Genomic DNA, 24,042 nt, shown 5'->3' with positions numbered 1-24,042 from the left:
GACCGGCAATAGCGGCATACAGGTCTTGCAAGGGGTGCTTTCGTGCACCCCGATTTGCGTTAATCCACGATGCTAAGGGGAGATCGACGTGAAGAAAAGGACGCGGGGGGATCGGATATTCAGAACCTTTTTAATTCCTTACCTTGTCATTTTGTTAATTCCTTTGACGATTAGCGTCATTAATTATACGAATACCGTCCGCGTCGTCGAGGACGAAGTCGTCAAGGCGAACCGGACGCTGCTGCAGCAGAGCAGCCAAATATTGAACCAGCGGTTTTCCGAAATCGACATGATCGTAAGACAGCTTCAAGCCAATTCCAAGGTGATTCAGTTCCAATACGTGGAGGATCCGTTCGAGGGGGTCACTCCTTCGCGCATATTGGATACGAGGCTCGGCCTTTACGACTATTCGCTGTCCAACAACTTTTTGCTGGAATACTTTATTTTTTTCAAAAGAAGCGAACTGGCCATGCGGCCGAACATGACGTACCGGTTTTCCGAATTTTACGATCAATATCTCTCTTATGCGGGGCAGAGCTACAGCCAGTGGACCGAGCTGTTCTTCAGCCGCTACTATGACAAGCATATCCTTCCGGCGGCTGCCATCACGAAAGGCGGCAAAACGTACCGTGTCGTCACTTATATTCAGTCGCTCGGATTTCCGGACCATCATAACGGCAGCATCGTGGTCTTGATCGATAACGATAATATTCAAAAGCTGCTAAAAGGATTGAACCTCTCGGGCGGCGGCTGGGCTTATATAGCCAATGAGCACAACCAGATCATCAGCTCGGTATCCTCCGGCTCGGAACCCGTAACCCCGATCGGATTCGACGGCCGCGAGCCTAATGGAGTACTCCTCCCTGATGCGAGCAACGGGAACCGGATGATAACGTACATTACCTCGGATAACGGCTGGAAATATGTCGTTGCGCAGCCGGCCGCTATTGTGCTGGAAAAGGTGCATTATTTAAAAAGAGACATCTACGTAGTGCTGGCTCTGTCATTGCTGGCTGGAATTGTAACCGCTTACTTTATGGCGTTAAGAAACAGCAAGCCGCTGAAGCGGATTGTGAACGGCATCCGGGAACGATTCGGCGGGGACAACGAATCCGACCAGGAGCAGGAGAAGGATGCGTACAGGTATATCCAGAACAGCTTCGCGGCTTTGGCGGCGAACAACGAGAAGCTGCAGGCCGATTACAAGGAGCAGCTCCCTTTTTTGAAGGCAGCCTTATTCGAGCGAATGATGAGGGGGGAGCTGATGAACCGGCAGGCGATGGAGGCGGTCTCCCGCCATATCGGGCTGCAATGGAACGGCAGCCGATTCCGCGTCGCCATCGCCGATTTGGGAGGATACGGCGAAGAATATCATCCGGTCGTGCTAGAGAAGCTCGATATGATGCGCGTCGTCGTTAAGGAAGCTATTCAGCTGAGGCTAGGTGGAAGCGGCTACCTTCACGATATCGAGCAGGATAAAATCGTCCTGCTGTTTCACGGCCATGTTTCCGACTCTCTTCCTGCAAACACAGGACAAACCGTGAAGTTTATCGGCAGCCTGCTGCAATCCATAAGCGACGAGCTCGATCAACAGCTTCAATATAAGGTGGTATTCGGTGTCGGCAATGAATACGACGGCGTGATGAATATTGCCCGTTCCTTTGAGGAAGCCAAATTTGCGTTAACCTATAAAATGCAGCGAAGACCGGATACAATCATCCGCTACGACGAGCTGCCGGTCACGAGCAACAGCTTTTATTATCCATCCGATGTCGAGCAGCGAATCATTCATTTGGTGATGGCGGGGGAGAAGCGCGAGACGCTCCGAATGCTCGAGGAGCTGTATGCGGTGAATTTCAAGGATAGACAGCTGACCTTAACGATGCAGCAGCTGTTTGTATATGAATTGTGGGCGACAATTGCGAAGCTGCTGGACCACGTGGCGGGAGGCATTCAGGGCGCAGCGATGGAAACGTCCGTCGTATTTCGGAATCATAGCGTACAGGAGCAGTTCGACGCGCTTCTGGAAGCGTACGGCCTGGTGTGCGACGCTGTGAAGGAACGGTTGAGAAGCCAGCATACCGAATTAAGCGCAGACATGACGGCTCACATTCAGACGGCGTACATGCAGCCGGACCTGAGCCTGACCACGGTATCGTCCCGATTCGGCATGTCGGAGGTATACTTGTCGCAATTTTTCAAGGAGCATGTCGGCATCAATTTCTCCGATTATGTGGAGCAGATCCGCATGGACCACGCCAAGACGATGCTGGCGGAGACCGAGCTGCCGATTCAGCAAATTGCCGGACGTGTCGGCTACAATTCGCTCAATACATTTTGCCGGGCGTTCAAGCGATTGAACGGCGTCAGCGCGACCAGCTTTCGGCGCACAACGGCGCGGCTCAGCGGCTCCGGCACGGCCGGGATTAAGAAAAGCTAACTCGCTTAAAAAAGGAATAATCCGTTTGCCTAACCATTGCACACTCCAATAAACATTTCCAATTGTATGTTCCCGGAAATGTGGTTTGATGGTAACAAAAGGAGGTGAGTGAGTTATGCAGGCGGCTTCGTCGTCGACAGCCAGGCTTAAACGAAGCTGGCAGCTGTACGTGCTGCTGCTCGTGCCGATCCTGTACATCGTCTTGTTCAAGTATGTGCCGATGTACGGGGCGCTGATTTCTTTCCAGAATTATTCCGTAACCAAAGGGGTCTGGGGAAGCGATTGGGTAGGGCTGAAGCATTTCAGCCGGTTTTTTCACTCTTACGATTTCGCAGCCATTATGCGCAATACGATCGTGCTCAGCTTTTACAGCATGATCGCCGGATTTCCCGTTCCGATCTTACTGGCTTTATGCTTCAACTACGTGGGCAACAAAAAGTTCAAGAATACCGCGCAGATGCTGACGTATGCGCCGCATTTTTTCTCGATCGTGGTCATGGTAGGCATTATATTGCAGATCCTGTCGCCGAGTTCCGGCATCGTGAACAATGCCATTAAGCTTCTGGGCTTCGAGCCGGTCAACTTCATGGCCAATGCCGATTATTTCCCGCACATTTATGTATGGTCGGGGATATGGCAGAACGTCGGCTTCAGCTGCATTATTTATTTGGCTGCGCTGGCGGGTATCGATCCGGCTCTGCATGAGGCTGCTGTCGTGGATGGAGCGACCAAGCTGCAGAGGATGCGGCATATCGACCTGCCCGGCATTATGCCGATTGCCGTCATTTTGCTGATCCTGAATGCAGGAAATATGCTTGATACCGGGTTCGAGAAAATATTGCTGATGCAAAACCCGCTGAACCAAACGGCTTCACAAGTTATCGACACCTATGTGTACAAGATCGGTCTGGCATCCCCTGCGCTTGATTTCTCGTATTCCTCGGCGATAGGCCTGTTCAAATCGGTCATTAACCTGCTGCTGCTGCTGTTCGTCAACAGTATCGCACGGCGGGCGAAGCAGTCGAGTCTATGGTAGCTTAAGGGGGGCTTCAAGGTGAAACGAAATACGGTGCGGGATTCAAGAAGCGACCGGCTGTTTTCGATAACGAATTATACGGTGCTGACGTTGTTCCTGCTGACGATTCTATATCCTGTTCTGTTTATTGTAAGCGCTTCTTTCAGCTCGCCGCAGGCGGTCGTTTCCGGGAAGGTGTGGATTTGGCCCGTCGATTTCACGCTGTCAGGCTATGAGGCGGTGTTCAAGCACAAGCTGATTTGGTCGGGCTTCTGGAACTCCGTCTACTATACGGTGGCGGGAACCGCATTGAACGTCGTCGTGACGATCTTGGCGGCGTATCCTTTGTCCAGGTCCGATTTATTCGGCAAAAACGGCATCATGCTGCTGTTCGTCTTTACGATGCTGTTCTCCGGAGGGATGATTCCGAGCTACCTGCTGGTGAAGGAGCTGGGGCTGTTAAATTCGTCGTGGGCGATGATTTTGCCCGGTGCGCTGTCAGTATGGAATATGATTATTACCCGTACGTATTTTCAGACGACGATACCTACGGAACTGCTGGAGGCGGCGCAGCTGGACGGCTGCAACGATTTCAAGTTCGTCTGGAAGGTCGTGTTGGCGCTGTCCGGACCGATCATTGCGGTCAATGCGCTGTTTTACGCCGTCGGCCATTGGAACGCGTTCTTCAATGCTTTGATTTATTTGAAAAGCCAGAGCTTGTTTCCGCTCCAGCTGGTGCTGCGAGATGTGCTGGTCCAAAACGACATCAGCAGCGATATGATCGTAGACGTGAAGGATGCGGCGGCCAGAGAAGGACTGCGGGAGCTGCTCAAATATTCGTTGATCGTGATCGCCACGCTTCCGCTGATGATCGTGTATCCGTTTGTGCAGAAGCATTTTGTAAAAGGCGTTATGATCGGCTCATTGAAAGGGTAAGGGCAACCATTCGAGGGAGGGTTCTATTTTGCGAAATATCGTAGGCTCGCTGCTAAGTACGGTTCTGTGCGCCACGCTGCTGTTGACGGCATGTACGGCCAAGGAAGAGGCGAATCCGGGAACGGCATCCGATGACAAAACGCCTGTGGTCACCCCGGCAGGGACGTTCCCCATCGTTAAGGATAAGGTGAATGTAAAGGTGCTCGTGCGGGGCAACGGAAGCGTCGTCGACTTTACGACGAATGAATTTACCAAATGGTACGAGGATAAAACGAACGTGCATGTGGAATGGGAGGTCGCGCCGGAGAAGGGCTTTCAGGATAAGCTGAACCTGATGCTGGCGAGCGGAGACTACCCGGACGTCATCATGGATATGGCCGTTTCCCCTGCACAGCAGATGAATTACGGCAAGCAGGGCGTCTTTCTTCCGCTGAACGGATATATCGAGAAGTATGGTATCGAGACGAAGAAAATATGGGAGAAAATGCCGTTTATTAAAGAGGCGGTAACGGCACCGGACGGAAATATATACGATATGCCGCATATCAACGACTGCTTCCATTGTACGATTTCGAGAAAAATGTGGATATACAAGCCGTGGCTCGATAAGCTCGGCCTGCAGGTTCCGACAACTACGGAGGAATTTTATCAAGTGCTGAAGGCGTTCAAGGAGAAGGATCCGAACGGGAACGGCAAGCAGGACGAAATTCCGCTAGTGAGCGCTAACAACGCGAGCGGCAAAATCCAGATCGACGGCTTTCTCATGTCCGCCTTTATCGTAGACGATATGAGCGAACGGATGGTGCTGCAAAACGGCAAAATCGATGTCGTGTACAACAAGCCAGAGTGGAAGGAAGGGCTGAAATATATCCATAAGCTGTACGAGGAGAAGCTGATCGCTCCCGAGACGTTCACCCAGGACTCGAATCAGCTGAAAAAGCTCGGCACGAACCCGGACGCCGTTATTGTAGGAGCGATGCCGATGCTGTCGCCTGCAGGATTGACCTCGCTGGAGCTGGAACGGTGGAAGGATTATGTCGCCGTACCGCCGTTAAAGGGTCCGCAAGGAGTCCGTACTACTGCGCTGTTCCCGTATGGCGGGCATAAATTCGGGGAGTTCATCGTGACCAAGGCGGCCAAGTATCCGGAGGTTGCAGTACGTTGGGCGGACGCTATGTACGCCTATGATATTTCGATGCGCAGCCTGGTCGGCGTGCAGGACCGCGATTGGGAGGTCGCCAAGCCGGGATTGATAGGGATTGACGGCAATCCGGCCAAGTGGAAGCAGCTGACGCATTTGGCGTTCCCGCAAAACGTCCATTGGCAGCAGACCGGCCCGTCGTTCCGCAACAGCGAAATGCGACTCAGTCAAGCCCGCGAGGACAAAGCGCTCGATTCCGATCAGGAAGTGCTGCTGTACAAGGAAACGAAAACCAAGTACGAGCCGTACGCCCAAAAGCTGGAGAACGTCGTGCCTCCGCTCTTCTTCTCCCAGGAGCAATCGGCCGAAATCGCGGATTTGTCCAAGACGATCGGCGATTACATCAATCAGATGACGGCCCGTTTCATTATCGGAGATATGGATATCGACAAGGGCTGGGACAACTATATTAAAACGCTGGAAAATATGAATTTGAAAAAATATTTGCAAATCTATCAGGACGCTTACGATTCGAAGCATAAGAAGAAGTAACCCGAGGGATTTAACGGCGCTAATCGGCTCTGCGGCGGGGAACATCCGGCTGGAATGTGCAGGAACCGTCTAAAGACCGGACGGTTTGGAAATACTAGAGTCAATAGAGTGTAAATCTATTGAGGAGGTATTTCGCGATGCAGGTGCATTCATCTTTCTTCGATCCGCCGCAGGCCGTACTGGAGCGGGTAATCTATCAAATGGAAAAAGTCATTATCGGTAAACGGGATGTCATAGAAAAGCTGCTGATCGCCTTATTGTGCGGAGGGCATGTGCTGCTGGAGGATGTGCCCGGAGTCGGGAAGACGATGATGGTTCGAGCGCTGGCTCGCACCATCGACGGCAGCTTCAAGCGGATTCAATGCACGCCGGATTTGCTGCCGTCGGATTTGACGGGCAGCAGCATATTCAATCAGCAGACGGCGCAGTTCGAATTTCGTCCCGGGCCTTTGATGGCCAATCTGGTGCTGGCTGACGAGTTGAACCGGGCGACGCCGCGAACACAATCGGCGATGCTCGAAGCAATGGAGGAGAAACGGATTACGGTAGACGGGCAGACGTACCCGCTGCCGGAGCCGTTTTTTCTGCTGGCTACGCAAAATCCGTTCGACTTCGAAGGAACGTTCGTGCTGCCGGAGGCGCAGCTGGACCGCTTCCTGATGAAGCTGAGTCTTGGTTACCCTAATGCCATGGAGGAGCAGGAGCTGCTGAACCGGGTGGAGTCCCGGCCTCCGGTTGACCAGCTTCGTCCGCTGCTGCTGCCCGAGGAATTCGTATTGCTGCAAAAGGAAGCGTCCCGCGTCCACGTGGACGATGCCGTCAAGAGCTATATCGTGCAGCTTACGGCCGCGACCCGAAGCCATCCGGACATCGCTCTGGGAGCGAGTCCCCGCGCTACGGTTGCGCTAATGAGGGCTTCCCAAGGCAGAGCGTTTCTGTCGGGACGGGGCTATGTCATTCCCGACGATGTGAAGCAGCTGACGGTGCCGGTATTAGCCCATCGTCTCATGCTGAGCCCGGAAGCAGCTATGGCGCAAAGGCAGGCGGAAGCGGTGATGGAATCGATCGCCGCTTCCACTCCGATCCCTTCCCGTGCCTATGCCCCGGCACAGTAAGGAGGAGCTGTCATGCGCAATATAGTGACCTTGCTGTTGTTGTTTGCAGGCTGGGCAGGCTCCTGGTATTGGGCGGAAGGGTACGGAGGCCGCTCCGCATGGATTTGCTTCTACGGTCTCGGCATGCTGCTGCTTTATTTATGCGTTGGGTACGTGAGCTGGTCCCGCGCCGTGCGGATCGAACGGCCTGCACAGACGCAGCGGTTCTGGAGCGGAGAAGCAATCGGCATGAAGCTTCGAATCAAACCGGGAGGCTGGAGACTTCCTTCCGGCTGGCTGCTTGTTGAGGAGCGCTGGACCCATACCGGTACAGGGGAGTCGGTCATCGTGCGCGATACGGTGCGCTTGACGATGTCCGGCGCCGTGCAAGCGTCGCTGCACGTGCCTGGCCTGCCCCGCGGAGCTTACAGCCTGGAGCAGACCCGCATCGGCATCTCCGACGCGTTCGGGCTGCTGCGGCTCCGGCTCCGCAGCGTAAGCGCAGGGCAGCACCGGATGCTTGTGCTGCCTAAGCCGCTGCCGCTGGCGTCGGCCGCCACTGCCGCGGGAGAGGAGCTCCCGCGCCGGCCGCAGCTTCGGCTGCAGCGGCAAGCCTCGTCCCCGCTCGTGCAGGGGACGAGGCCGTATGCGCCCGGGGATCCGTTGAACCGGATCCATTGGCGCTCCACCGCGCGTACGGGCACGCTGCGCGCGAAGGAGACCGAGCAGCCCGGGTTCGACCGGCTGATCGTCTGTCTCGACGCGGCCAAGGGCGTAGCGAACGCAGCGGCGTTCGCCACGGCCGTCGAGGCCGCGGCAGGCATTGCCCAGCGCGGGCTGCAGCTGGGCCTGCGCGTGCGCCTCGCCGCGTCGGACCGACAAGGGCAAGCGGCGGAAGCGCGGGGCGGCGAGCGCTTCACGGAGCTGCTGGAGCTGCTCGCGCAGCTGCCTTGCGACGGCGACCTGCCCTTTGCGGCCAGCGTGCAGCGCGAAGCGCAGCAGGCCGGCCCCGGGGCGGGCGTAGCCGTCGTTACGGCGCAGCCGGATGAGCAGCTGCTGCGCCTGCTGTACCGGCTGAGAGGGCGCGAGGTGCACGTGGTGTATGTGCACGGCAAGGGCGCCGCAGCCGACGCGGCAGAGCAATGGCGGCAGCGGGCGGAGGCCGCAGGCTGCCGGTTTACGGCGGTCAGCGCGTCCGGACGCCGCGCCGCCGCAGGAGGTGAGGGCCATGGCGAAGAAGCCAACCGTGCCGCCGCCGGCGCATAAGCTTCCGGCGGAGCCGGAGCAGCCGTGGCCGCTGCGCATCGGCTACGCGCTGCTGCTGTTCTGGCTGATCCGCGCATGGCTCGTCCCGCTGCAGCAGCTGTCCGACGTCACGGAAGTGTACCGGATCGCCCCGTTCCTGGGGGCGTTCGCTTTCTTCCTTGCCGTCGGCATGTTCCGCATGCCAGGCTCCGCCGCCTGGCCTTTGCGGGCAGCGGCCATCCTTGCTGTGACCGCGGTGCTGCACAGCGGGAATTGGCTGCCCGAGGCCGGGTGGTGGGCTTCGTGGCTGCGCGAGCTGTCGTCGGATGCGCTTCATGCGCTATCGGGACAGTTCGGGTACATTTCGTCCGCGACAAGGACGATGCTGTTCTTGACCGGATGGTGCTTCTTCATCTGGGTGCTGCAATCGTTCGTCGCAGACCGGATGCAGCTGCTCTGGTTTGTCATTATGACGATGCTGTATCTGATTGCGCTGCAGATCGTGTTCGATACCGACATGTCTGCCAGTCTGCTGGGCGCGGTTGGCGCCGGTCTGCTCTTGCAGGGCTGGCTGCAGGCGGAACGGTGGCTCCGTTGGAAGCAGGCGGTGGCAGGTTATTCGGAGGATGTATCGGCGGGTACTAACGGGGCTGTCGCCGGTGGTGCAAGCCGGGTGACGGCTTCAGCTCATTCCGCTGGGGCGGAACAGGCCGGCCTCTGGAAACGGATCGCCTCCAGCTGCATTGTTACCGCAATGCTCGTGATATGCGCCTGGATGGGGGCTCAATTGCATCCTACGGAAGGCAAGACGGTGGAATGGTCCGGATCATTGGCGCCATGGGAACGGCTATTTGATGGAGCCGAGCATATCGGCGAAAGAGCCGCCCTTGCCTCCTTATCGGCAGGCCGAACCGGATACAGCACCGACGATTCGCACCTCGGGTCACCCTTGACCCAGGACGATGCGGTTGCATTCATCGCCAAGACGACCCGGCTCACCTATTGGAGAGGGGAGTCCAAATCGACGTATACCGGTCAAGGCTGGCAGCAGACCGTGTCTGAACCGGTGCTTGCCGTGCCGGATACGAAGCCGGATACGAAGCAGGCTGCGGAGCTTGACGGAAATAGGGCGGGCATGGATAACGAGGGCTTCGTTCCTGCTTCCGTCCCTCCGGAAGAACCGCATATCGGCATCGTGACGCAGCAGGTGTACTTGAAACAGCCGTTCCGCCAATTGTTTGTGGGAGGCTCCCTGCATGAGGTGGAGTCCCTTGTATCCGAGACGGGCAAGCTTGTATCACCCGATTGGGTGTGGAAGGATATGAAAACCGACCGGTACTTCCTGCCCGCGCTGGCCGATCCGTTAGCTTCCTATGCGGTTCAGGTAACCGTACTGGATCAGGAAGGACGGCGGTCTGCTGCGCCCGGTACTGAGACTGGTTTGCCAGGTGATGAGTATATACAGCTGCCGAACCGGCTTCCGGATAGAGTGGCCGAATTGGCCCGAACGGTAACGGCGAACGCGAGTACGGCTTACGATAAGGCGCAGGCGGTTGAAACTTATTTGAAAACGCACTATACCTACGATTTAGATCGAACGAAACCGCCTGCCGGCGGGCAGGATTTCGTAGACCAGTTTTTGTTCGAGCAGCGGATGGGCTATTGCGATCATTTCTCCACCGCGATGACGGTCATGCTGCGTACTGTGGGGGTGCATACCCGCTGGGTCAAAGGGTTCGCACCGGGACAGGTCGTTTCCGCAGAACCGGCCGAATCCGGCCGAGATACCCTATATCAGGTCGAAGTGCGCAATCAAGACGCCCATTCCTGGGTGGAGGTGTTCATCCCGTCAACAGGCTGGATCGCCTTCGACCCAACCCCTGGCTACAACGGGTCGGCCAACAAGGAAGCGGCTGCCGCCGCGTCGGCCGCGTCAGCGGAGACACCTGACGATGGATGGGACTTATCCTCCATCTACAACAGCTTGAAATCGTCCATGAACCGCTTTATCCTCATGGCGCTGCATACGGCGGCCTTCTTATCCACTCTGGCATCGGCTGGACTCGCAGTTTTGCACAAGGGCGCGTTGTGGATAGCGCCGTACCTGCCTTTATCCTTGTGGATAGCTGCGGCTGCTTTGACAGCTGCCGGCGCCTGGCTGTTGATAAAGCTCCAGCTCAAGCGTGGGGGAAGCAGAGAGAAGATTCATTTCGCTTCGGGCTCCCAGGCGCATATAAGCCGCCTGTTCGGGCTTGAGCGCATGCGCTCGCACGCCGTGCACCGGCTGGCCGAGCGTCAGTGGAGCAAGCTGCAGCGCCGCTTCGGGCGGGCTGAGCCTGCACAAACGATGCGCGAGTATTTGCTCACCCGTTCCAATGCGACGGAGGAGCAGAGACAATCGCTGCTGCGGTTTGTCCGGCTTCGTGAAGCGCTCAAATACCATGGCGGGTCCGCCGCGGTTACAAGCCGCCAGCTTTATGAAGCTTGGGCGGATATTCGAAAAAGCCTGTAATGCCGGATGGCCCCGGCTTGCGGGCTTTTTTCTTCGTCCGGGAACAGCCGGATTTCCTTCCGGCCTCGAAAAATTTCCCGCTGCTTGCGCTTCCCGGCAGGGAGGATTTTTTTGCGCAAATTTAGTGACGCTAGTGAAAAATGACAATACTAGGAACGACTCTTATTGCCTATCGTCCTTTTTCGACACAGGCATTGCCCTTTCTTTTCCGTAAGCTTATAATAATGACTATTGATTTAGAGCAGAGCGCCATACTTTTTGTCGGATCGAAAAGGCTGACGCTTGCGTGCGAACCTGGCTTTACCGCCCGCGGGAACGATAGCTCATCTGTTGTATGTTTAGTTGAACGAACTGGAACGAACTTTTAAGGAGGACAATATGGACAAGCCGAATGAAATTATTGTAGTGCTGGACTTTGGCGGACAGTACAACCAGCTGATCGCTCGCCGGATCAGGGATTTGGGTGTATACAGCGAGCTGCTGCCTTACAACACGTCTGCCGAGAAGCTGAAGCAAATTCAGCCTAAGGGGATCGTATTCTCGGGAGGACCTGCGAGCGTATACGGTGAAGATTCCCCGCTGGTAGATCCGGGCGTGTACGATTTAGGCGTGCCGATCCTGGGCATTTGCTACGGGATGCAGCTGATGGCTCATCAGCTTCAAGGAAAAGTGGAAAGAGCGTCGAAGCGCGAATACGGAAAAGCGGAGGTTGATTTCGCCGACCACTGCGGCCTCGTGCATAACCTGGACAAAAAGCAAACGGTATGGATGAGCCACAGCGACCTCGTTGTCGAGCCGCCTGCAGGCTTCGTCGTTGATGCCAGCACGGAGCATGCTCCGGTAGCGGCGATGAGCCACCCGGAGAAGCAGATGTTCGCGGTTCAGTTCCATCCGGAAGTGCGCCACTCCGTGTACGGTAACGACATGATCCACAATTTCCTGTACCACGTGTGCGGCTGTGCCGGCGACTGGAGCATGGAAAGCTTTATCGAGGATACGATTCGCGATATCCGTGCGCAGGTAGGCGACAAAAAGGTACTGTGCGCATTGAGCGGAGGCGTGGATTCCTCCGTTGTGGCGATGCTGATTCATAAGGCGATCGGAGACCAATTGACTTGTATGTTCATCGACCACGGCTTGCTGCGCAAAGGGGAAGCGGAAGGCGTTATGGAGACCTTTGTCGGCAAGTTCGATATGAAAGTGGTCAAAATCGACGCGCGCGAGCGTTTCCTGGGCAAATTGGCCGGAGTGGACGATCCGGAGCAAAAACGGAAAATTATCGGCAACGAGTTTATCCGCGTGTTCGAGGAGGAGTCGGCGCAATTCGACGATTTCGCGTTCTTGGCGCAAGGTACCTTGTACACGGATATCGTAGAAAGCGGCACGGCGACGGCTCACACGATCAAATCGCATCATAACGTGGGCGGATTGCCGGAAGATATGAAATTCGAGCTGGTTGAGCCTCTTAAAGCATTGTTCAAGGATGAAGTTCGTAAAGTAGGCGAAGAGTGCGGCCTTCCTGAAGCTATCGTATGGCGCCAGCCGTTCCCTGGACCGGGTCTTGCGATCCGCGTGCTGGGCGAAGTGACCGAAGAGAAGCTCGAGATCGTGCGCGAATCCGACGCGATCCTGCGCGACGAAATCGCCAAAGCCGGACTCGACCGCGAAATTTGGCAGTACTTCACTGCGCTGCCGAACATGAAGAGCGTTGGCGTTATGGGTGACGCGCGTACGTATTCCTACACGGTAGGCATTCGCGCAGTTACTTCCATCGACGGAATGACCGCTGACTGGGCGCGCATTCCATGGGACGTTCTGGAGAAAATTTCCGTTCGTATCGTCAACGAAGTCGACAACGTGAACCGGATTGTGTACGACGTTACGTCCAAACCGCCGGCCACGATTGAGTGGGAATAATCATTCGCTTGTGCAGAAGGACTGCCTGCTGACACGGCATAGATATAAGGGCCTTTTTCCGCCTTGGAAAAGGGCTCTTTCTGTTTGCATCAATATCGCTCGCAATTAGCAGTCTAGGGCTCCATTCCGCGACTATGCCAACATCACACTCATTAGGTAAAGAACCCAGCCGCTAACCTTCCCTTCAGTGAAAATCAATAAAACGAACATATAGCAAAATTTGTTTGCAAATGTTCGGAAAAATCGATTGACAAGTTTCGTCATGAATTTTAGAATAAATGAAGAATATGTAGGGAATAACAGTTTCGTATAATCCCGGGGATTGGCCTGGGAGTTTCTACGAGATCACCGTAAATGATCTGGCTACGAACAAACAAAGCGCTGGAATCACGGATATCTGCCGATAAGCATCACCGTACGATTCAGAGGACGCCTCTTGAGAGGAGCCCGACGAATCCCCGGTCCGTGCCTCGATTGAAGGATGCCGCAGCTCCACCGTGCTTTGCTTGTAAGTCCGGCCTTTTGATCTGTGATCAAAGCCGGATTTTTTCGTTGTTCCAAAAACCAATGGAGGGATTTGGGGAATGGATCGATTTTTTAAGCTGAAGGAAAACGGCACCAACGTGCGCACGGAAATCATGGCGGGCTTGACCACGTTTATGACGATGGCGTATATTCTTGCCGTAAATCCGAACATTCTCAGCAACTTTGGCTCTGGCGCAACAGGCATGGACTGGACGGCTGTCTTCTTGGCTACCGCCATCGCTGCCGGCGTTATGACGATTGCTATGGGCTTGTTCGTCAACTTTCCGGTTGCTCTCGCTCCGGGAATGGGCTTGAACGCTTACTTCGCAACGGTGATTTTGGCTTCTCAAGGCACGTTTACGTATCAAATGGGATTAGCGGCTGTTTTTATTTCCGGGATTATTTTCATCATCTTGACCGTAACGAAAGTGCGGCAAATGCTGCTGGTTGCGGTTCCTGACAGCTTGAAGCATGCAATTACCGTGGGGATCGGCTTGTTCATTACGATCGTCGGCTTGAAAAACAGCGGTCTGATGACTATTGCCGCCGAAACGTCCAATGACGTCAAAGCTCACCAGTATACGGATTTGCTTTCGTTCGAGACGGTCATTCATTTGGGTAGCCTGAAAGACCCGAACGTCGTGCTTTGTATTATCGGTCTTATCCTGATCTCGGTATTGATGGTACTTAAAGTACGCGGCGCGATTTTGTACGGCATTTTGCTGACGACGGTCATCGGTATGCTCATGGGACAGGTGAATTTCGCGACATTGACCGATGCGAAAACGACTTGGGTCCCTGATTTGACCAAGCTGGCTTTTGCCGAGTTTGACTTCAAGGGCTTGCTGAACACCGGTATCATTACGGTCATTTTAACGTTTACCTTCGTGGAATTGTTTGACACCTTCGGTACGCTCGTTGGTACGGCCAACCGTGCCGGGTTTATGAAAAATAAAGAAGAAGGCAACAAAAAAGTCGGTAAAGCAATGATGGTCGATGCAGTCGCGGTGAGCGGCGGCGCATTGGTTGGTACAAGCACGGTTACGGCTTACATCGAAAGTGCTGCAGGCGTGGCGCAAGGCGGCCGTACAGGCTTGACCGCAGTAACTACGGGCGTATGTTTCCTGCTTGCCCTGTTCCTGGCTCCGATTGCCGCATTGATTCCCGGCTCCGCAACCGCGGCGGCTTTGATTGTTGTCGGTGTGCTGATGATGCAGTCCGTTAAGGAAATCGACTTCCAAGACCTGGTTGTTGCGATTCCTGCATTTCTGGTTATCGTAATGATGCCGTTCACTTACAATATCGCTAACGGTATTTCTTTCGGTATCGTGACGTATGTCATTTTGGCTACGGTATCCCGTTGGGGCGGCCGCAATGACCACAAGGTGCATTGGCTGATGTGGGTGCTTGCGGTGCTAATTATATTCCGCTATACGATGCTTGGCGGAGAATAATCTTTAATGTACTAGCCTCGATGTTCCTGATCAGGGACACCGGGGCTTTTTTCATGTTTGTAAAATATTTTGAAAAATCACGCATTGACAATTGGAAAATGACATACTATAATTGCAAACAATATCAAAAACGCGAAGAACGGGAACAGTAGTCGGCCGGATCTGTACAGAGAGCTGCGGGTGGTGCAACGCAGTCGGAGAAGCCAACGAAGCTCGCCCGGGAGCGGCGGAGCCGAAACGATGTAGCGCTGCATCGGAAAGTAGGCTACGACGGATTGCCCCCGTGATCAGGCAGTGCCGGCGATTTGAACGCCCAGGCACACTAAGGCGGACTTTCGGCTGCAAGCCGGGGTCAACAAGAGTGGTACCGCGATAGACAAGGTCTGTCGTCTCTTACAAGGAGACGGCAGGCCTTTTTTGGTTATTAAGACAATCAAACATTAACGAGATGAACAATTCCATAGATCAAACGCTTGGAACGGGAACAGTAGGGTAATCCGGATGATCAGAGAGCTGCGGGTCGGTGCGACGCAGTCAACGGATGCCAGAAGCTCGCCCGGGAGCGGCAAGGCGGAACCCAGCGCAGCTGGCAAGTAAGCTTTGACGGATTAGCCCCACGTGACAGGGGGCGCAATGAACCGGGCAAGGGAGTGCAAGCTCCCTTACCGGATTGCGAGCGAGGTGGACTCCCCGAACAGAGGAGTCAACGAGAGTGGTACCGCGGCAGCCTAAGGCCTGTCGTCTCTTACAAGGAGACGGCGGGTCTTTTTGTATTTACCGCAGGGCGTAGGACAACAAGCAAACGAATAAGAGATTGATGCACGAGGCAGGCAAGCAACCATTCATTTTTGAGGAGGAATTACCCATGACAACGAACAACCAAAACCCATCCGCGAAAGAAACGAATAAAGCTGTGAGACGAATCCGTATTTTCGATACGACCTTGAGAGACGGCGAGCAAGCGCCGGGAGCTTCCTTGCACCCAGAGCAAAAAATCGTCATTGCAAAGCAATTGGCCCGTTTGGGTGTCGATGTGATCGAGCCCGGCTTCCCTATTTCGAGCCCCGGCGATTTCATGGCCGTACAGCAAATTTCCCGTGAAATCCAGGGTGTGGAAATATGCGGCTTCGGCCGAGCGGTCAAAGAGGATATCGATGCCGCGGTTCGAGCTACCGAAGCGGCGGAGCGCCGCAGATTGCACATGTTCCTTTCGTCGTCGAACATTCATTTGGACTTCCAGCTGCGCAAGTCGAGAGAGCAGGTCATTCACATTGCCCGTTCGATGGTCGCTTATGCGAAGCAGTTTGTGGACCGTGTCGAATTTTCTCCTATGGATGCGACGAGAACCGGAGATGAGTTCTTGTTTGAAATGATTGAAGCAGTCATTCAGGAAGGAGCGACAATCATCAATATTCCGGACACGGTCGGCTACGCGCTTCCGGAGGAGTACGGCGCTATGTTCACCCGCGTTATGAACAACGTTCGCGGCAGCGACAAGGTCGAGTTCAGCGCTCACTGCCATAACGATTTGGGCCTTGCCGTAGCCAACAGCTTGGCGGCGATCCGTGCAGGGGTAACGCAGGTAGAGGTGACAGTGAACGGCGTAGGCGAGAGAGCCGGCAATTGCTCGCTGGAGGAGCTGGTGATGGCGGTAGAGACGCGCAAGGAAGCGTTGGGTGCCGAGACGGGGATCCGTACGGAGCACATTTACGAGGTATCGCAAAAAGTAAGCCGCGCCATGAGCTTCCCTATCGCGTTCAACAAGCCGATCGTCGGACGCAATGCGTTCCAGCATGAGGCGGGCATTCATCAGGACGGCTTGCTGAAAAATCGCAGCACCTACGAGATCATGGATCCCGACCGGTTGGGCGTTCCGCGCAGCATGATCATTTTGGGCAAGCATTCCGGCCGCCATGCGATCAAGCACCGTGTAAGCCAGTACGGAGTCCAGCTGACCGACGAACAAATGGAGACGTTGTACATCAAATTCAAGCAATTGGCTGATGCGCAAAAGGTGGTTCAGGATCATCAGTTGATGGAGCTGGTCGGACATACGGTGAATACGGTGCTGGAGCCGTACACGCTGGTTCAAGCTCAAGTATTGACGGGAACGACCGGTCACCGGATGGCTTCCTGCACCATCAAGGACAATGTAACCGGTGAGGAAATCGTCACATCGGGAACCGGCGAAGGCCCGGTAGAGGCGCTGGTTGCAGGGATCAAGCAGATGCTGCCGATCGAAGTCGATTTTGCCGATTTGGAGCTGTACTCGTTATCTTCCGGCGAGGAAGCGAACGGGGAAGCGATCGTAACGGTAAGTGCTGCTGAGAATACGTACCGAGGCGTATCGATCCATCGCGATGTGCTGATGGCGGTCGCTCAGGCGTTCATGGCTGCGTGTAACCAGGCGGTTCGCGAGCATGTCGCAAACAGACAAGTGCAAGGAGCGGTTTCCGCAGGGTAAGGAGCAAGAAAGTAGGGCTTTCTGCGAATGTGACCGTGTGAAAATGTCCGCATCGTTGATTTGCCGGCAATAACCTATGGTATTAGGGGGAGTCGACCATGAGCGCCATCGTAAAGTATTACGAATCGTTTGACGAGTGGGGAAGGCTTGATCGGGAGCCTGTTGAAATGATGATCAACTGGCATTTCATGAAGGCTTATCTGCCTAAGCCCGAAGCGGGACCCGTCCTGGACAATGGGGCTGGACCGGGCAAATATTCGATGAAGCTGGCCGCAAGCGGCTACCGGGTTACGGTAACGGATATCACCCCCAAGCTTGTAAACATGGCACAGAGTAAAGCCAAGGAGCTGGGCCTGGAGGGACAGTTCGACGGATTCCATTCTGCCGATGCGATGGATCTGAGCTGTCTCGAGAGGGATCGGTTCGCCGCTTCCCTGATGCTCGGACCTATGTATCATCTGCAGGCTGAGGAGGATCGGGCGAAGGCGGTCAAGGAGCTCTACCGGGTGACGAAGCCGGGAGGCGTCGTATTCGTCGCTTTTATGCCGCGAACGAGGCATTTGATCTCCTCGCTGCTGCATCCTCGTCAGTGGAAGCCTAATGACAGCGCGGAGCAAATCGCGGCGTTTATGGAATCCGGCGCTTTTGACCATAGCGATGAGGGACGGTTTACCGGGGCGTATTATACGTGGGTGGAAGACATCCAGCCTTTTATGAGCAAGTATGGGTTCGCCATGGTGAAAATGATCGGCAGCTCGAACATCGCATCCCTGCTGCAGCCGGATCAATGGAGCTACTGGCGAAGCCGGGGAGAAGCGGAGATGGAGACCCTTTTCGAGCTGTTGAAGGAGACGGCGGACAATCCGTATTTGCTGGGCGTTTCGCCGCATATTTTGTACATTGGCGTGAAGGTTGTTGGAGGTAGTTAAACCTCGGATTGCGCTACTTATGTCCATACAACGAATGGCGGATAATAGGGCTTCTAAAGTGAAGAAGACAAAGGCTGTGGATATAGTTATCCACAGCCTTTGTGTATAATGTGCATAAGTTTGTAAAGAGGCTGTAAATGGGCAAAAAAACTGCCTCATTCGACAGGGGGCAGGTGGATAATCCAAATCGGTGTTTTCTGTGGATAATGTGGACAAATCTGTGGATGAGCGGCAAAACGGCGATTTTTCTAGTTATTTATCGACTTTTCTCTGTTGATAACCATGTGGATAAGCGTATGGGAACCCCGTCTATGCACAGGATGGATAAACAGGAGAATTATGGGGGAAAGTAGCTCAAAGCAGCTCGTCATAATTAATGACCTTCCTGTAACGTTCACATTATGAAATGTAAGGAGAACATCCCGTATGATTGCTCGATATCGTCGCTGCGCTGCATTAGCTCTGCTGATGGGTATGTGCATGGTTCCGTTCAGCGGTCTAGCCGCGGAGTTGCAGCAGCTTTCAGAGTCTTCCGTACCAAGCGGCAAAGCGATAGGGCCGGATCCCGCTAAATTGCTGCTTTTGTCTATACCCGGCTTTTCCTTCTTGGAGCTGGAACAGCCCGATGCGGCGGCTATGCCTGTGTTGACCGGCCTTGGCCGGCGGGGAGCTTGGGGCTCGATGAATATCCGGACGCCGGGCCGTGGACTCGAGGATGTGTATTTGTCTTTAGGCGCCGGGCATTTTGCCGAAGGGAGCCCGGGTGTGCAAGGCATGCAGCGTGAGGAGCGCGTTCAGGGAGAACCCGCGGGGCAACGATATAGGCGGTACGGCGGTCATGAAACGGACAGCGCTATCGTTGTGAAGGAAGCGGAAGCGATGCGCAGACAAAATGCATCCAACTACTATAAGGCGCAGCCGGGTCTGCTTGGAGAGAAGCTCCGGGCGGCAGGAATCAGGCTTAGCGTCTGGGGGAATGCAGATCGGGCCGGAGCGGCCAAACCGGGAACTATGCCGGAGAAAGAGGCGAGGAACATGCATCGCCGGTACGCTCCGCTCATGCTGATGGACGGATCAAGCACGGTACCATCCGGGGATGTAAGCGGTGCGGGCTTGCTCCGCGATCCTTTGGGTCCGGCAGGCTGGAGAACGAATTATCCGTGGCTGCTGAAGCGCTGGCTTGAACAGCCATCTCCATCGGTTACTTTGATGGAGCTCGGTGATTTTCAACGGCTTTACGATGAAAAATCGTACTACTCGGACGAGGCGTTTGCCATTGCCAAACGAAGCGTACTCGCTGAAATGGATCGATTCATCGGCCAAATCGTTCGTACCATGGATTCAGGCACGCCGGGAGACCACTCCGAGCTGTGGATGTTCAGTCCTCAAGTTCACGCGGATGCGGTGAAGCAAAAAGCTTATCTGGGGCCACTGCTGATCGTTCCCTCAAAAGGTACGGAGCAAAACGAGGGCCTGCTGACCTCGGCTACGACAAGACGGCAAGGAATCGTTTCGTTAGTAGATATTGCCCCTACGCTGTTGGGACGGTTCGGACTTCCTGGATCGGAGGAGATGATCGGGCTGCCGATTCAAGCAGAGCAAGAGGGTGCAGGATTGGAAACACTCCTGAGCCAGGTGCGCGAGATGCGGCAAATTTATGCTCTGCGGCCCCCTTTGCTGTACGGGCTGGCTATATATGAAGTTGCGGTTATGCTTCTTGTTCTGATCGTTGCCATGTTTGCAGGGGAGCGGATTGGGCAAAGGACAGCGGCAGTTGGTAAAGCGCTGCTATTCTCCTTGCTGCTGGCGCCAGCCGGGCTGCTGTCGATGGGGTGGCTGCCTGGAGAGCCTTCGGGCTGGACAGCGGCTGTTGCATTGGGAGCAGTGGCGGCTTTAAGCGCAGGCTGCGCCGTGTATTCGAGGAAGCCGGGCGGATTCGCAGCCTGCTTGGCTGGAAGCGGCAGCTTGGTGACGCTGCTGCTGCTCTATGACGGCATGCACGGCGCCAAAGCGATGCAGCGCTCCGTGCTGGGCTACGACCCGATGATCGGGGCCCGTTACTACGGCATGGGCAACGAATGCATGGGCGTGCTGCTCGGCGCCGCGCTGCTCGGCCTTACGGCGCTGCAGCAGGCGGTGCTGGCCGCCCGCCGCCAGAGCCGCAGCGCTGCCGCTAGCGACGGCGGGGCAGGCCTCCCGCCTGCGCAGACGGCCGAGGCGCAACAGCCGGCGGCAGCCGCCGTGCCCGGCAGCGGCAGCCATACGCCCGCGCTGCTGCACGGCGCGCCGGAGCCGCAGCCAAGCGGCCGCGCCGCCTGGCGGCTCACGGGCGCAGGCACGCTTGCGCCGTGGCTGCGTGCCCGCGGCCCGATAGCGAGCGCCGTCGCCGCGCATGCCGCAGCGCCGGGCACCCGGCGCCGGAGCCGCTTGGCGGCGCGAGCGGCGGCCGTCTGGCGCGCTTGGCCCGCCGCGGCCGTCGGCGCCGCCGTCGCGGGCTACCTCGCGGCGCCCGCGCTTGGCACCAACGCCGGCGGAGCGCTGTCCGCGGCGGTGGGCTTCGGCGCGCTTGGTGCGCGCCTGGCTAGCGGGCGCCGCTGGCTGCGCACGGCGCCCGCCCTCGCGCTGCTGCTCGGCGCCGCGCTCGTGCTCCTGTGGCTGCTGAATCCAAGCGCAGCCACAACAGGCGGCGGCCAGAGCCATATCGGCCGCGCATTCGATACGCTGCTCCAGGGTCGCCTCGACATCATCTGGGCCATCATCGTGCGCAAGCTGCAGATGAATTGGCACCTGATCGGCGTCTCGGCCTGGAGCAAGGTGCTGCTCACCAGCATGGTCGTTATGGCCGTGCTGGTGCTCCGGCCGCGCGGGCTGTTTCGCCGGTGGCAAAGGCGCTACCCGTACATTATGTACGGATGCGCAGCCAATGTGATCGGAGCAATCGCCGCGCTCCTGCTCAATGACTCGGGCATCGTCGCGGCCGGGACGATGATCATTTACAGCAGCGTGCCTCTGCTGCTGCTCAAGCTGGAGGGCGCCTGATCGTCTTTGGTCAGTCAGCCGATCAGTCGCCCAAGGCAAGTGCATGGTGATTACGACTCTGTAATCACCAGAATCCCTGGAGCGAGCTTGCTGCGGATATCACCACAAGCTCGCTCCATCTGCAAGAGCCGTGCTGCTGGGAAATCCCAATGCAGCACATACCCAATGCCGATGGGGCGTGCTGCCTTAAACGCCCCTCCAAATAAAAAAGCCGAAAAGTCCATCGGACTTCCCGGCATGTGAAAAGGCGCCCGACATCCCGTCAGGCGCCTTCCATCTTTTACTCCGCCAGCTGCTCCCACTGCTCGTAGCAGTCCGCCAGCTGGGCTTTTTTCTGTTCGATCGCTTCGTTCTTCTGCTGTACCAGCACATAGTCGTTGTACACTTCCGGCAGGGCTAGCTCCTCCTCGATGGAGGCGATCTCCTCTTCGAGCTTGGCTATCGTCTGCTCCAGCTGCTCGAGCTTGCGCTGCTTCGTCCGTTCATCGCGCTTCGCCTGCTTATTGGCCTCGTAGCCGCTCTCCGAAGCTTGCGCTGCCGCGGCTTTGCTCGCTGTCGCACCTCCGCCGCTCTTGCTTTTGGCGGCTTCCATGGCCAGCCGCTGCTGCTCCATCTCCGCGAGCTCCTGCTTCTTTTCCACATAGTCGTCATAGTTGCCCAAATAAGGAGTGACTCCATCGCCGGACAGCTCTAGCATCTGCTCGGCCATCTTGTTCAAAAAGTACCGGTCATGGGAAATAAACAGCAGCGTGCCCTCATAGTCGATCAGGGCCGACTCCAGCACTTCCTTGCTGAACAGGTCCAGATGGTTGGTAGGCTCGTCGAGAATAAGGACGTTGGCCTTCTCCAGCATCAGCTTGGCGAGAGAGACGCGGGCTTTCTCGCCGCCGCTCAAGGACGATACTTTTTTGAACACGTCCTCGCCGCTGAACAAGAAGCTCCCCAGAACGGTACGAATCCTTGCTTCCTCCAGGTTCGGGAACGCATCCCATACTTCGCCCAAGACGGTATTGTTCGGATTCAGTCCCTTTTGCTCCTGATCGTAGTAGCCGATCCGGACGTTGGCTCCCCAGCGGATGTCGCCTTTGTCCGGCTGCTGATCTCCGATCAGCGTCTTCAGCAGCGTCGATTTGCCGATCCCGTTCGGCCCGATCAGGGCGGCCGTATCTCCCCGGCGCAGCTGGAAGGACACGTCCTTCAATAGCGGCTTGCTGCTATCGTACGATACGGACACGCCGCTTACCTGCAGCACTTCCTTGCCGGACGGCTGCTCCACCTCGAACGCGAAGCTCGCCCGTTTCAATTCGCCCATCGGCTTATCCAGACGGTCCATCTTCTCCAGCGCCTTGCGGCGGCTTTGCGCCCGCTTGGTCGTGGAAGCGCGGACGATGTTGCGCTGGACGAACTCCTCCATCTTGGCGATTTCCTCCTGCTGCTTTTCGAACTGCTTCAGCTGGATTTCGTAATCGGCCTGCTTGATCTCGACATAACGGGTGTAATTGCCCGTATAGCGCTTGGATGTCGTCCGTTCGATTTCGTAAATGGCATTGACGAGCGCGTCCAAAAAATACCGGTCATGGGACACGACCAGAATAGCCCCGGAGTACGAGCGCAAATAGCCCTCGAGCCACGTAAGAGTCTGAATGTCGAGATGGTTCGTCGGCTCGTCCAGAAGCAGCAAATCGGGAGCCTGCAGCAGCATTTTGGCCAAGGCGAGACGCGTCTTTTGGCCTCCGCTCAACGTGTTGATGACGGTGTCCGGCGCGAAATCGCCGAAGCCCATCCCGTGCAATATGCCGCGGATACGGGCATCCGCCTCGTAGCCGCCCTGCTCCTTGAACCATTCGGACAGCGAGGCGTAGCGCTTCATCGTGTCCTCGGTTTGCTTTTCGTTAGCCAGTACGGCCGGATCGGACATCATGGCTTCCAGCTTGCGGAGCTCCTTCTCCGCTTCATGCAGATGATCGAAGACGCTGCGCAGTTCCTCCCAGATCGATTTGTCCGAGTTCAGGCCGCTGTTTTGTTTTAAATAGCCGACCTTCGTTTCCTTCGCTTTGAAAATATCCCCCGAATCGTAGGACATCTCCCCGGCGATAATTTGCAGCAAAGTCGATTTGCCTGCGCCGTTCACCCCGACGAGGCCGATGCGTTCCCTCGGTTCGATTTGCAGCGATATATTGGAAAGCACGGTGTTGATGCCGTAGCTTTTTGTAATTCCCGATACTTGCAGCAGCATGAATAAAAGCCTCCTAATAATTTACGCATTCATAATAGCCGACGATGATTCGTCAATATTTTCATGGTTGCCGACCCGGAGTTCGACAATCTATTTTGCTCAGCAGGTTGGTATAGCTAGTGTACCATGTTCCGGCCGACTTTTCAGCCTGAGTCATTGGTTTCCATATAAGAACCCGGCAGCAGATGAAACATCCGTGCTTTGGGACGGAGTGTATCAAACCGGTCTCTTGAACTACATTATACACAGGTTTATACACAAATTAACAGGCGAAAAATCAGGATTGTGCATAGATTTGCTTCCTCATATCAACATATCCACAGGCTGCGTTATCCACATGTTGACGGGCGGCTGCCGGTTTCTAGTGCAGAGGCGGTCGGGGTGCCGCTAGGAAAAGACAGGAATTTCAGCGAATTTTCAGGTTGAAAAACTAAACTTTTTGACTGAATTTGTCGATATAAGAAAAGTACGATTCCGTCCACCTCTAGACAAAGGCTTTCAACGGTTCTGATGCGGAGAGAAAAAAGACTAGGGAGATGAAAT

Annotated in this window: 13 protein-coding genes, 1 riboswitch and 2 other annotated features; of the genes, 12 read left to right on the top strand and 1 reads right to left on the bottom strand. The window is 55.7% G+C overall.

Annotated elements, in window-relative coordinates:
* Window positions 1-88: 88 nt before the first annotated feature.
* From ACFQ88_RS36730 to ACFQ88_RS36675, 12 genes are all read left to right on the top strand, one after another.
* A complete protein-coding gene (locus tag ACFQ88_RS36730) occupies window positions 89-2,440 on the top strand; it encodes a helix-turn-helix domain-containing protein (RefSeq protein WP_239630075.1) in 2,352 nt (783 codons plus the stop codon).
* A gap of 115 nt (window positions 2,441-2,555) precedes the next feature.
* Window positions 2,556-3,476, top strand: a complete 921-nt coding sequence (locus ACFQ88_RS36725; RefSeq protein ID WP_379462619.1) for an ABC transporter permease — start codon at window positions 2,556-2,558, stop codon at window positions 3,474-3,476.
* An 18-nt stretch (window positions 3,477-3,494) separates the two neighbouring features.
* Window positions 3,495-4,391, top strand: a complete 897-nt coding sequence (locus tag ACFQ88_RS36720; RefSeq protein WP_239630073.1) for a carbohydrate ABC transporter permease — start codon at window positions 3,495-3,497, stop codon at window positions 4,389-4,391.
* A 28-nt stretch (window positions 4,392-4,419) separates the two neighbouring features.
* Window positions 4,420-6,084 (top strand): ABC transporter substrate-binding protein, encoded by a 1,665-nt coding sequence (locus ACFQ88_RS36715; protein ID WP_379462616.1) that lies wholly within the window; start codon window positions 4,420-4,422, stop codon window positions 6,082-6,084.
* Window positions 6,085-6,221: 137 nt separating this feature from the next.
* Window positions 6,222-7,199, top strand: coding sequence for an AAA family ATPase (locus ACFQ88_RS36710; protein ID WP_379462614.1), 978 nt, complete (start codon window positions 6,222-6,224; stop codon window positions 7,197-7,199).
* Window positions 7,200-7,211: 12 nt separating this feature from the next.
* Window positions 7,212-8,444 (top strand): DUF58 domain-containing protein, encoded by a 1,233-nt coding sequence (locus ACFQ88_RS36705; protein ID WP_379462612.1) that lies wholly within the window; start codon window positions 7,212-7,214, stop codon window positions 8,442-8,444.
* Window positions 8,407-10,935, top strand: coding sequence for a transglutaminase-like domain-containing protein (locus ACFQ88_RS36700; protein ID WP_379462610.1), 2,529 nt, complete (start codon window positions 8,407-8,409; stop codon window positions 10,933-10,935). Before ACFQ88_RS36705 ends, ACFQ88_RS36700 begins: the two co-directional genes overlap by 38 nt.
* A gap of 378 nt (window positions 10,936-11,313) precedes the next feature.
* Window positions 11,314-12,852 (top strand): glutamine-hydrolyzing GMP synthase, encoded by a 1,539-nt coding sequence (gene guaA / locus ACFQ88_RS36695; RefSeq protein ID WP_379462608.1) that lies wholly within the window; start codon window positions 11,314-11,316, stop codon window positions 12,850-12,852.
* Between the two features lie 285 nt (window positions 12,853-13,137).
* Window positions 13,138-13,238: riboswitch (purine riboswitch) on the top strand.
* A gap of 198 nt (window positions 13,239-13,436) precedes the next feature.
* Window positions 13,437-14,831: an NCS2 family permease gene (locus ACFQ88_RS36690; RefSeq protein ID WP_379462606.1), complete on the top strand. Its 1,395-nt coding sequence runs from the start codon at window positions 13,437-13,439 to the stop codon at window positions 14,829-14,831.
* A 126-nt stretch (window positions 14,832-14,957) separates the two neighbouring features.
* Window positions 14,958-15,228 (top strand) — a binding site (T-box leader).
* A gap of 68 nt (window positions 15,229-15,296) precedes the next feature.
* Window positions 15,297-15,580 (top strand) — a binding site (T-box leader).
* A 116-nt stretch (window positions 15,581-15,696) separates the two neighbouring features.
* A complete protein-coding gene (locus tag ACFQ88_RS36685; protein ID WP_239630066.1) occupies window positions 15,697-17,295 on the top strand; it encodes a 2-isopropylmalate synthase in 1,599 nt (532 codons plus the stop codon).
* Between the two features lie 98 nt (window positions 17,296-17,393).
* Entirely contained in the window at window positions 17,394-18,224 is an 831-nt protein-coding gene (locus tag ACFQ88_RS36680; protein ID WP_379462603.1) for a class I SAM-dependent methyltransferase, read from the top strand.
* Between the two features lie 426 nt (window positions 18,225-18,650).
* The gene (locus tag ACFQ88_RS36675; protein WP_239630064.1) at window positions 18,651-21,263 is read left to right on the top strand and encodes an alkaline phosphatase family protein; all 2,613 of its coding nucleotides are present in this window, start codon (window positions 18,651-18,653) and stop codon (window positions 21,261-21,263) included.
* 280 nt (window positions 21,264-21,543) lie between these two features.
* Here ACFQ88_RS36675 and ACFQ88_RS36670 read toward each other — a convergent pair whose 3' ends face one another.
* Entirely contained in the window at window positions 21,544-23,499 is a 1,956-nt protein-coding gene (locus ACFQ88_RS36670) for an ABC-F family ATP-binding cassette domain-containing protein (protein ID WP_379462601.1), read from the bottom strand.
* Window positions 23,500-24,042 lie beyond the last annotated feature (543 nt).

This window comes from Paenibacillus sp. NPDC056579, assembly GCF_042793215.1.
Classification (GTDB): Bacteria; Bacillota; Bacilli; order Paenibacillales; family NBRC-103111; genus Paenibacillus_S.
The sequence above is the reverse complement of the archived record's forward strand: the minus strand, read 5'-3'. Positions and strand labels throughout refer to the sequence as shown.

Coding starts and splice junctions, on each gene's coding strand:
- ACFQ88_RS36725 (WP_379462619.1), top strand. CDS start 2,556: ATGCAGGCGGCTTCGTCGTCGACAGCCAGGCTTAAACGAAGCTGGCAG.
- ACFQ88_RS36710 (WP_379462614.1), top strand. CDS start 6,222: ATGCAGGTGCATTCATCTTTCTTCGATCCGCCGCAGGCCGTACTGGAG.
- ACFQ88_RS36705 (WP_379462612.1), top strand. CDS start 7,212: ATGCGCAATATAGTGACCTTGCTGTTGTTGTTTGCAGGCTGGGCAGGC.
- ACFQ88_RS36700 (WP_379462610.1), top strand. CDS start 8,407: ATGGCGAAGAAGCCAACCGTGCCGCCGCCGGCGCATAAGCTTCCGGCG.
- guaA (WP_379462608.1), top strand. CDS start 11,314: ATGGACAAGCCGAATGAAATTATTGTAGTGCTGGACTTTGGCGGACAG.
- ACFQ88_RS36690 (WP_379462606.1), top strand. CDS start 13,437: ATGGATCGATTTTTTAAGCTGAAGGAAAACGGCACCAACGTGCGCACG.
- ACFQ88_RS36685 (WP_239630066.1), top strand. CDS start 15,697: ATGACAACGAACAACCAAAACCCATCCGCGAAAGAAACGAATAAAGCT.
- ACFQ88_RS36680 (WP_379462603.1), top strand. CDS start 17,394: ATGAGCGCCATCGTAAAGTATTACGAATCGTTTGACGAGTGGGGAAGG.
- ACFQ88_RS36675 (WP_239630064.1), top strand. CDS start 18,651: ATGATTGCTCGATATCGTCGCTGCGCTGCATTAGCTCTGCTGATGGGT.
- ACFQ88_RS36670 (WP_379462601.1), bottom strand. CDS start 23,499: ATGCTGCTGCAAGTATCGGGAATTACAAAAAGCTACGGCATCAACACC.